At 29.5% G+C, this 7,381-nt stretch carries 13 protein-coding genes, 1 tRNA gene and 1 rRNA gene; 8 read left to right on the top strand and 7 right to left on the bottom strand.

Going from position 1 to position 7,381, the window contains the following annotated elements; all coding sequences use genetic code 11:
* From ACTTBL_RS04430 to ACTTBL_RS04395, 8 genes are all read left to right on the top strand, one after another.
* On the top strand, positions 1–741 hold a 741-nt coding region (locus tag ACTTBL_RS04430), incomplete at its 5' end, for an NAD-dependent epimerase/dehydratase family protein (protein WP_440643788.1).
* Between the two features lie 52 nt (positions 742–793).
* A 5S ribosomal RNA gene (rrf, locus tag ACTTBL_RS04425) occupies positions 794–908 on the top strand.
* Between the two features lie 8 nt (positions 909–916).
* Positions 917–1,042: a type B 50S ribosomal protein L36 gene (gene ykgO / locus ACTTBL_RS04420; RefSeq protein ID WP_008545413.1), complete on the top strand. Its 126-nt coding sequence runs from the start codon at positions 917–919 to the stop codon at positions 1,040–1,042.
* Between the two features lie 4 nt (positions 1,043–1,046).
* Complete coding sequence (locus ACTTBL_RS04415; protein ID WP_075484395.1) at positions 1,047–1,157, top strand: aa3-type cytochrome c oxidase subunit IV; 111 nt, start codon at positions 1,047–1,049, stop codon at positions 1,155–1,157.
* 20 nt (positions 1,158–1,177) lie between these two features.
* Positions 1,178–2,266, top strand: coding sequence for an NAD(P) transhydrogenase subunit alpha (locus tag ACTTBL_RS04410; protein ID WP_440643787.1), 1,089 nt, complete (start codon positions 1,178–1,180; stop codon positions 2,264–2,266).
* Positions 2,267–2,270: 4 nt separating this feature from the next.
* Entirely contained in the window at positions 2,271–2,579 is a 309-nt protein-coding gene (locus tag ACTTBL_RS04405; RefSeq protein ID WP_440643786.1) for a proton-translocating transhydrogenase family protein, read from the top strand.
* A 3-nt stretch (positions 2,580–2,582) separates the two neighbouring features.
* Entirely contained in the window at positions 2,583–3,977 is a 1,395-nt protein-coding gene (locus tag ACTTBL_RS04400) for an NAD(P)(+) transhydrogenase (Re/Si-specific) subunit beta (protein WP_440643785.1), read from the top strand.
* Between the two features lie 5 nt (positions 3,978–3,982).
* The gene (locus tag ACTTBL_RS04395; protein WP_440643784.1) at positions 3,983–4,681 is read left to right on the top strand and encodes a transaldolase family protein; all 699 of its coding nucleotides are present in this window, start codon (positions 3,983–3,985) and stop codon (positions 4,679–4,681) included.
* A 6-nt stretch (positions 4,682–4,687) separates the two neighbouring features.
* Here the strand turns inward: ACTTBL_RS04395 and ACTTBL_RS04390 are convergent.
* From ACTTBL_RS04390 to ACTTBL_RS04360, 7 genes are all read right to left on the bottom strand, one after another.
* Positions 4,688–4,764, bottom strand: a tRNA-Met gene (locus ACTTBL_RS04390).
* 6 nt (positions 4,765–4,770) lie between these two features.
* Entirely contained in the window at positions 4,771–4,965 is a 195-nt protein-coding gene (rpsU, locus tag ACTTBL_RS04385) for a 30S ribosomal protein S21 (RefSeq protein ID WP_075484443.1), read from the bottom strand.
* Positions 4,966–5,028: 63 nt separating this feature from the next.
* Complete coding sequence (locus tag ACTTBL_RS04380) at positions 5,029–5,610, bottom strand: cell cycle transcriptional regulator TrcR (protein ID WP_440643783.1); 582 nt, start codon at positions 5,608–5,610, stop codon at positions 5,029–5,031.
* Positions 5,611–5,841, bottom strand: coding sequence for a 50S ribosomal protein L31 (rpmE, locus tag ACTTBL_RS04375; protein ID WP_145596160.1), 231 nt, complete (start codon positions 5,839–5,841; stop codon positions 5,611–5,613).
* Between the two features lie 35 nt (positions 5,842–5,876).
* The gene (locus tag ACTTBL_RS04370) at positions 5,877–6,617 is read right to left on the bottom strand and encodes an inositol monophosphatase family protein (RefSeq protein WP_440643782.1); all 741 of its coding nucleotides are present in this window, start codon (positions 6,615–6,617) and stop codon (positions 5,877–5,879) included.
* Between the two features lies 1 nt (position 6,618).
* Entirely contained in the window at positions 6,619–7,179 is a 561-nt protein-coding gene (gene efp, locus ACTTBL_RS04365; RefSeq protein WP_440643781.1) for an elongation factor P, read from the bottom strand.
* Positions 7,176–7,381 (bottom strand): thiamine phosphate synthase (locus tag ACTTBL_RS04360; protein ID WP_440643780.1); only part of this gene is annotated, 206 nt, incomplete at its 5' end. The genes efp and ACTTBL_RS04360, both read right to left, overlap by 4 nt.

Below are 7,381 nucleotides of genomic sequence, written 5' to 3'. Positions count from 1 at the left end.
CGTAAAATAATATATTTAAATTCTGATACTAAAAAAATCTCAAAAGTACTAAAGAACTATAAAAAAAATATTAAAGTCGTATTTCATTTTGGAGAATTTTCGAGAATATATCAGAGTTTCCTCAAGATGAATAAATGCATAGAGTCTAATTCTATTGGAACAAATGAGGTATTTAATTTTTGCTTAAAAAATAAAATTAAATTAATTTATTCAGCAACATCTGCAAGTATAGGTAACAAAGGTAATGATAAAAATTTATCACCTTATGCTTTTACAAAAGCAAAAAATCTTGAGATGTTAGAAAATTTAAAACGATGGTTTAATTTTAAGTATGAAGTAATTTATTTTTATAATGTTTATGGTCCAAAACAAATAAGTAAAGGTGAGATGGCTACTGTAATAGGTATTTTTGAAAATCAATACAAAAATAAAAAACCTCTAACTGTCGTAAAGCCAGGCAGCCAATCTAGAAGGTTTACACACATTAAAGATACTGTAAATGCATGTTATTATGCCTGGAAACAAAATAAGTGTAGACATTACAGTATTTCAAACAAGCAAAGTTATACAATTCTTGAAGTTGCAAAAATGTTTAATACAACAATAAAGTTTTTACCCTCTAGGCCAGGAGAAAGGTATGCGTCAGCTCTAACAAGTATGAATTTATCTAATAAAGTCTATAAGTTATTTGGGTCAATTAAACTTGAAGATTATTTAAAAAGTCAAATTAACAATAGATAAATTAACAATAATTCATTGTTTACAATATAAATTAAACAAGTATAACACTACCGCCGGTGATTATTGCGAAGGTGTAATACCCGATCCCATTCCGAACTCGGAAGTCAAGCCCTTCTGCGCCGATGGTACTTTGTCTTAAGACATGGAAGAGTAGGACATCGCCGGCTATAAAATTATGAAAATAAAAAGTTCTTTAAAATCGATAAAAAAAAGAGATCTCAACTCTAAGCTTGTTAGAAGACGGGGCAGAGTATACGTGATTAATAAAACTAATCCAAAGTTTAAAGCAAGACAAAAGTAACTTTATGGATAATGAAAACCATAAAAATACTTGGAATAACTTTACAAAATTTGTTTTGTGGGGAACTGTCGCAGTAATCTCAGTTTTAGTTTTAATGGCAATATTTCTTTTATAGTATTTTAATTTATTTTTATTATGAATTTAGCTTCAATTTCAGAAAATCAAGATATTGAAAAACGAATAGCAATTAACCCAGAAATTGCAAAAAAATATATTAATTTAGGATTTAATTTAACTTTACCAAATAATTATGGAATTAATTTAGGTTTTACTGACGAAGAATATAAAAATTTAGGGGTTAATTTTTCAGATAATGAAGAAGAAATAATTAAAAATTCTGATATTATTATTCAATTAGGATTACCTGTTGATGAAAAATTATCTTTTTTTAAAGAAAATCAAACTTTAATTGGCTCATTAAACGCTTATGTAAATAAAGAAAAATTAGAGAATTTAAAGTCAAAGAAAATAAATTCTTTTTCTTTGGAGTTGCTACCAAGAATTACAAGAGCGCAATCAATGGATATTTTATCATCACAAGCTAACCTTGCTGGCTACAAAGCGGTGATAGAAGCTTTCCAAGTTTATGAAAAAGCAATTCCGATGATGATGACTGCAGCAGGAACAATTCCTGCAGCAAAAGTATTAGTAGTTGGAGCTGGAGTTGCTGGATTACAAGCTATTGCAACTGCTAAAAGAATGGGAGCTGTAGTATTTGCAACGGATGTAAGGATGGCCTCTAAAGAACAAGTTGAGAGTTTAGGAGGAAAATTTCTTACAGTTGAAGGATCTGAAAATTTAGAAACTGAAGGTGGTTATGCAAAAGAAGCGTCAGATGAATTTAAAAAGAAACAAGAAGAACTACTTTCAGAAACATTAAAAAAAATTGACATAATAATTTGCACTGCTTTAATCCCAGGTAGAGAAGCTCCTAAGATAATTAAAGAGGAAATGTTTAAAAATTTACAATCAGGCTCAGTTATTTATGACCTAGCAGCAGTTCAAGGAGGAAATACTGTATTTACAGAGGTTGGTAAAATTGTTGAAAAAAATGGTGTTAAAATTTTAGGTGAGGCCAATATATTAAATAAATTACCTGTATCAGCTTCTAATTTATATGCTAAAAATGTATTTAATTTTATCTCTAATTTATATGATAAAGAAAATAAGAAATTAAATATTAATTTAGAAGATGAAATAATAGAGAAAACACTTATCAAATAGAATTATGGAAATAGACCCTTTTATATTCAGATTAAGTATATTTATATTATCAATATTTGTTGGCTACTATGTTGTATGGAGCGTAACACCTTCTTTACATACTCCTTTAATGTCAGTTACGAATGCAATTTCTTCAGTAATCATCGTAGGTGCTATAATTGCAGCTTTGTCTGGGAGTGATGGAGTAGTTTTTTCTTCATCTAGTATTTATGGATTTTTAGCAATTGTTTTAGCAGCTGTTAATATTTTTGGTGGATTTTTAGTCACCCAAAGAATGTTAGCAATGTATAAAAAAAAGAAAAAGGATAAATAATTAATGTCTGCAAATTTATCTGCAATTTTATATTTAATATCTGGGGTATTATTTATTTTAGCTTTAAGAGGTTTGTCTTCTCCTGAAACTTCAAGACAAGGAAATTTATTTGGAATAATTGGAATGATTATTGCTGTAACAGTTACATTTTTGTCAGTTGGTAATTTTAGTTCTGGATTTGTCTATGTTTTAATATTTTTAGCTATTGGTGGGAGTCTTGGAGCATTTATTGCATATCGTATCCCAATGACTGCAATGCCGGAATTAGTTGCAGGCTTTCATAGTTTAGTTGGTTTAGCAGCTGTATTTGTAGCAATCTCTGCATTTATTAATCCATCTGCATTTAATCTTGGAACACCTGGAAATATTAAACTTGCAAGTTTAATTGAAATGGCAATTGGAGCAGCAGTTGGTGCAATCACTTTTTCTGGATCTGTTATAGCATTCTTAAAATTACAAGGAATAATGTCAGGTGCGCCAATAACTTTTAAAGGCCAACATTTATTAAATGCATTGTTGTTAATTTTGATTGTAATTTTAACTATTTATCTTTGTTTAACACAATCATCTAATTTATTTTGGATATTAGTTGCAATTTCTTTTTTAATTGGATTTTTAATTATTATTCCAATTGGTGGTGCAGATATGCCAGTTGTAATTTCAATGTTAAATTCTTATTCGGGTTGGGCAGCAGCTGGAATTGGATTTACTTTAGAAAATACAGCCTTAATTATTACAGGAGCATTGGTTGGATCATCTGGCGCAATACTTTCATATATAATGTGTAAAGGAATGAATAGATCATTCTTTAATGTTATTTTAGGCGGTTTTGGAGCTACAGACCAAACTTCTGGAAGCCAAAGCAAAGAACAAAGACCAGTAAAAAGTGGCAATGCAGATGATGCAGCTTTTTTAATGAAAAACGCATCTTCAGTCATAATTGTTCCAGGGTATGGAATGGCAGTGGCACAAGCACAGCATGCTTTAAGAGAAATGGTCGACACACTAAAGAAGAACGATATCAAAGTATCATATGCTATTCATCCAGTTGCGGGACGTATGCCTGGTCATATGAATGTTTTGTTGGCTGAAGCAAATGTTCCATATGATGAAGTGTTTGAATTGGAAGAAATAAATAATGATTTTGCAAATGCAGATGTTGCATTTGTGATCGGTGCCAATGATGTTACTAATCCTGTAGCAAAAACAGATCCTCAAAGTCCAATTTATGGAATGCCAGTTCTAGACGTAGAAAAATGTAAATCTGTGTTATTTGTAAAAAGAAGTTTATCTCCTGGCTATGCAGGAATAGATAATGATTTATTTTATAAAGAAAACACTTTAATGCTTTTTGCAGACGCAAAAAAAATGACAGAGGATATCACAAAGAATTTGTAAATCTTATGAATATAAAGATTTTTTGTGATATTGCAGACGTCTCTTTAATTAAAAAATTTCATAGAAAAAAAATTGTTAAAGGATTTACAACTAATCCAAGCCTAATGAGAAAAGCTGGCGCAAAAGACTATAAGTCATATTCTAAACAAATACTTAAGTTTTGCAAAAATAAACCAATTTCTTTTGAAGTATTCGCTGATGATCAAAAATCTATGATTGAGCAAGGAAAAAAAATAAATACCTGGGGTAAGAATATATACGTTAAAGTTCCAGTAGTTAACTCAAAAAATAAGTTTACAGGAAATGTAATTAAAGAGCTTAATAATAAAAAAATTAAGTTGAATATAACAGCAGTATACACTGCTAAACAAACTGCAAAAATACTTAAAGTAATAAATAAAAAAACAAAAGTGATAATATCAATTTTTGCTGGAAGAGCGGGAGATGCTGGAAAAGATCCAATCCCCGAATTTATCAAAAGTATAAAGTTAGCAAAAAATTATAAAAATGTAGAAATCTTATGGGCTAGTGTGAGAGAGCCATACAATTATTTGCAAGCCAAACAATTGGGCTGTCATATAATTACTATTCCACCAGCTGTAATTGAGAAAATAGAAAAATTTGGAAAATCATTCAATCAGTTAACTATAGAAACAGTTATGGCTTTTCTTGTTGATAGCAAAAAATCTAATTTTAAAATATAATAAAATTGGTTGCGGGGGACGGATTTGAACCGCCGACCTTCAGGTTATGAGCCTGACGAGCTACCAGACTGCTCCACCCCGCGGTATTTTTAAATTCTATTTTTGAGTTTATTTAATTTCTTAACTCTTTTTATATTTTCTTGAAGTATTCTCTTTTTCTTTTCTGATGGTTTTTCATAAGTATTCTTTAATTTAATTACCTTAAAGAAACCATCTCTTTGAAGTTTTCTTTTCAAAACCCTCAAAGCTTGTTCAACATTATTATCTTTAACTTCTATTTTAATAACCACCTCCAAAAAAGCGGTTAGATAACACTTTTATAAATTTATGTCTATTAATTTTATTCATTAAACAGATGCCTGGGTTGATTTATTTTGTTTTTCTTTTTCTTTTTTTTCTCTTTTTATTCTTCTTTCAGCTTTTTCAATAGCCTCAACCAAATCTTTTTGAGTGAATAAGTTTAAAGCAACAGGATCTTTTGGGTTTAAATTATTATAATTCCAATAACTTTTATTTCTAATTGATGTCACAGAATTTTTAGTAATGCCAACCAACTTGGCTATTTGAGAATCTTTTAAAATATTGTGTTGTTTAATTAACCATAAAGCAGAGTCGGGTTTATCCTGCCTTTTTGATAAAGGAATGTATTTCTTTATTTTTTTTTCATTATTTGAAATTTCAATATCACTACTTTTAATATTTAAAGGTCTATTTTCATCTTTTGAAGATAGTTCAATTTCCTCTCTTGAAAGTTGACCAGATATAATGGGATTATATGCTTTAATACCCTTTGCAACTTCACCATCTGCAATTCCTTGTATTTCAACTTCATGTAATTTACAGAAATCTGCGATTTGTTTGAAAGTTAATGTGGTGTTTTCTACTAACCATACGGCTGTTGCCATTGGCATTAAGGGAGCGTTTGACATTTAGCTATTTTTTTCTGATTTAAAATTTTGGAATTTTTTATTAAATTTACTTATTCTACCTTTATCCATTAATTTTTGCTTTCCACCAGTCCAGGCCGCATGAGATTTAGGGTCTATTTCTAATTTTAATATATCCCCTTCAGCACCCCAAGTTGATTTAGTTTCAAATTGAGTACCATCAGTCATCTCAACCTTAATGGTGTGGTAGTTTGGGTGGATATCTTTTTTCATATCGAGACTTATAGCAAAAGAAATTTATAACACAATTAAAAGTTCTTTAAATTTTCAAGCATTTTATCATTAATTGCACCACTTGATGCTCGAATATCTATATTATTTTGATCGAATTTATCTAAATCATTAACTATCCCACCTGCCTCCTCTACTAATAGGGCTCCAGCTGCTACATCCCAAATTTTAATTTTATTATGAAAAAAACCATCTAATCTCCCTGAAGCTACATAAGCCAAGTCTAAAGCTGCACATCCGCTGTATCTCATATTCAAGTTACTGAATTTGACTCCCTCATGATTACTAGAAAACAAACATTCATCTAATAAGTTTTTATTTGATACTCGTAATCTTTGATTATTTAGATAAGCTCCTTTATTTTTTTCTGCATAAAACATTTCATCTTTAATAGGATCATAAATTAACCCACTAATTATCTCTTTTTTAGATTCGAGAGCCAAACAAATTGCAAAATGAGGAATACCATGTAAAAAATTTGTTGTACCATCTATAGGATCGATAATCCAAATATTATCTTTATCTTTATTTTCAATTGAACCAACTTCCTCTGATAAAAAAGAATAATTTTTTTTTGTTTTAGAAAGCTCTTCAATTAGAATTTTTTCAACATGTTTGTCAGTTTTTGTAACAAAATCTCGGGGTCCTTTTTTAGATACTTGTAGTTTCTCAACTTCTCCAAAATCTCTTATTACAGACTTTGAGGCTTTTTCAGCTGCTTTAATCATAATGTTTAAATTTGAGGATATAGAGATCATTTTAGATTTTTTTAATGTATTCCAAATTTCTGGTATCAACTACGATTTCATCACCTGCTTCAATAAACGGAGGAACTTGTATATTTAAACCATTATCAAGAGTTGCTGGTTTGTAAGATGATGACACAGTTTGTCCTTTAAGAGCCGCATCAGTAGTTTCAATTTTACAATGTACTTGGTTGGGTAATTCAATTGATAATGGTTTTTCGTTATAAAAACTTACAGAAACTTGAAGGTTTTCAGTTAAAAGTTTACCCTTCTCACCTACAGTTTCTTTTTTTATTTCTATTTGTTCAAATGTTTTTGGATCCATAAAAAAATAATTAGTTTCATCACTATAAAGATAATTGAAAGTCGTTTCCTCCAATGAAGCTTTTTCTACTGTTTCACTTGATCTAAATCTTTCATTTAACTTTGTATTTTTGTTTAAGCTTTTCATTTCAACTTGAGCAAACGCACCACCTTTTCCTGGTTTTACATGTTGGGTTTTCAAAACTTGCCATAAGTCATTTTTATATTCTAAGAGCATTCCAACTCTTATTTCTCCAGCATTAATTTTCATTTTAATCTTTCTATAGCTTGTAACGGTTTATATTTTTTATTTTTCCAAATGTAGCCTGAGATAGCTAAAAAATTAGCATTATTCAATAATAGATTTTTATAATTAACAGCATTAATTCCACCAATTGCTACTATTGGAATTTTTGTAAAACTACTAACTTTATTTAAAATCTTTACAGAGGCTACATGCTTAGTTTTTTTAG

Origin of the sequence: Candidatus Pelagibacter sp. HIMB123, assembly GCF_052048195.1 — a bacterium.
Classification (GTDB): Bacteria; Pseudomonadota; Alphaproteobacteria; order Pelagibacterales; family Pelagibacteraceae; genus Pelagibacter.
Note: the sequence above shows the minus strand (reverse complement) of the source record. Positions and strands in the feature narration are given on the sequence as shown.

What these genes read in the sequence shown, in the direction of transcription:
- ykgO (WP_008545413.1), top strand. Translation starts at nt 917, where the DNA reads ATGAAAATAAAAAGTTCTTTAAAATCGATAAAAAAAAGAGATCTCAAC.
- ACTTBL_RS04415 (WP_075484395.1), top strand. Translation starts at nt 1,047, where the DNA reads ATGGATAATGAAAACCATAAAAATACTTGGAATAACTTTACAAAATTT.
- ACTTBL_RS04410 (WP_440643787.1), top strand. Translation starts at nt 1,178, where the DNA reads ATGAATTTAGCTTCAATTTCAGAAAATCAAGATATTGAAAAACGAATA.
- ACTTBL_RS04405 (WP_440643786.1), top strand. Translation starts at nt 2,271, where the DNA reads ATGGAAATAGACCCTTTTATATTCAGATTAAGTATATTTATATTATCA.
- ACTTBL_RS04400 (WP_440643785.1), top strand. Translation starts at nt 2,583, where the DNA reads ATGTCTGCAAATTTATCTGCAATTTTATATTTAATATCTGGGGTATTA.
- ACTTBL_RS04395 (WP_440643784.1), top strand. Translation starts at nt 3,983, where the DNA reads ATGAATATAAAGATTTTTTGTGATATTGCAGACGTCTCTTTAATTAAA.
- ACTTBL_RS04380 (WP_440643783.1), bottom strand. Translation starts at nt 5,610, where the DNA reads ATGTCAAACGCTCCCTTAATGCCAATGGCAACAGCCGTATGGTTAGTA.
- rpmE (WP_145596160.1), bottom strand. Translation starts at nt 5,841, where the DNA reads ATGAAAAAAGATATCCACCCAAACTACCACACCATTAAGGTTGAGATG.
- ACTTBL_RS04370 (WP_440643782.1), bottom strand. Translation starts at nt 6,617, where the DNA reads ATGATCTCTATATCCTCAAATTTAAACATTATGATTAAAGCAGCTGAA.
- efp (WP_440643781.1), bottom strand. Translation starts at nt 7,179, where the DNA reads ATGAAAATTAATGCTGGAGAAATAAGAGTTGGAATGCTCTTAGAATAT.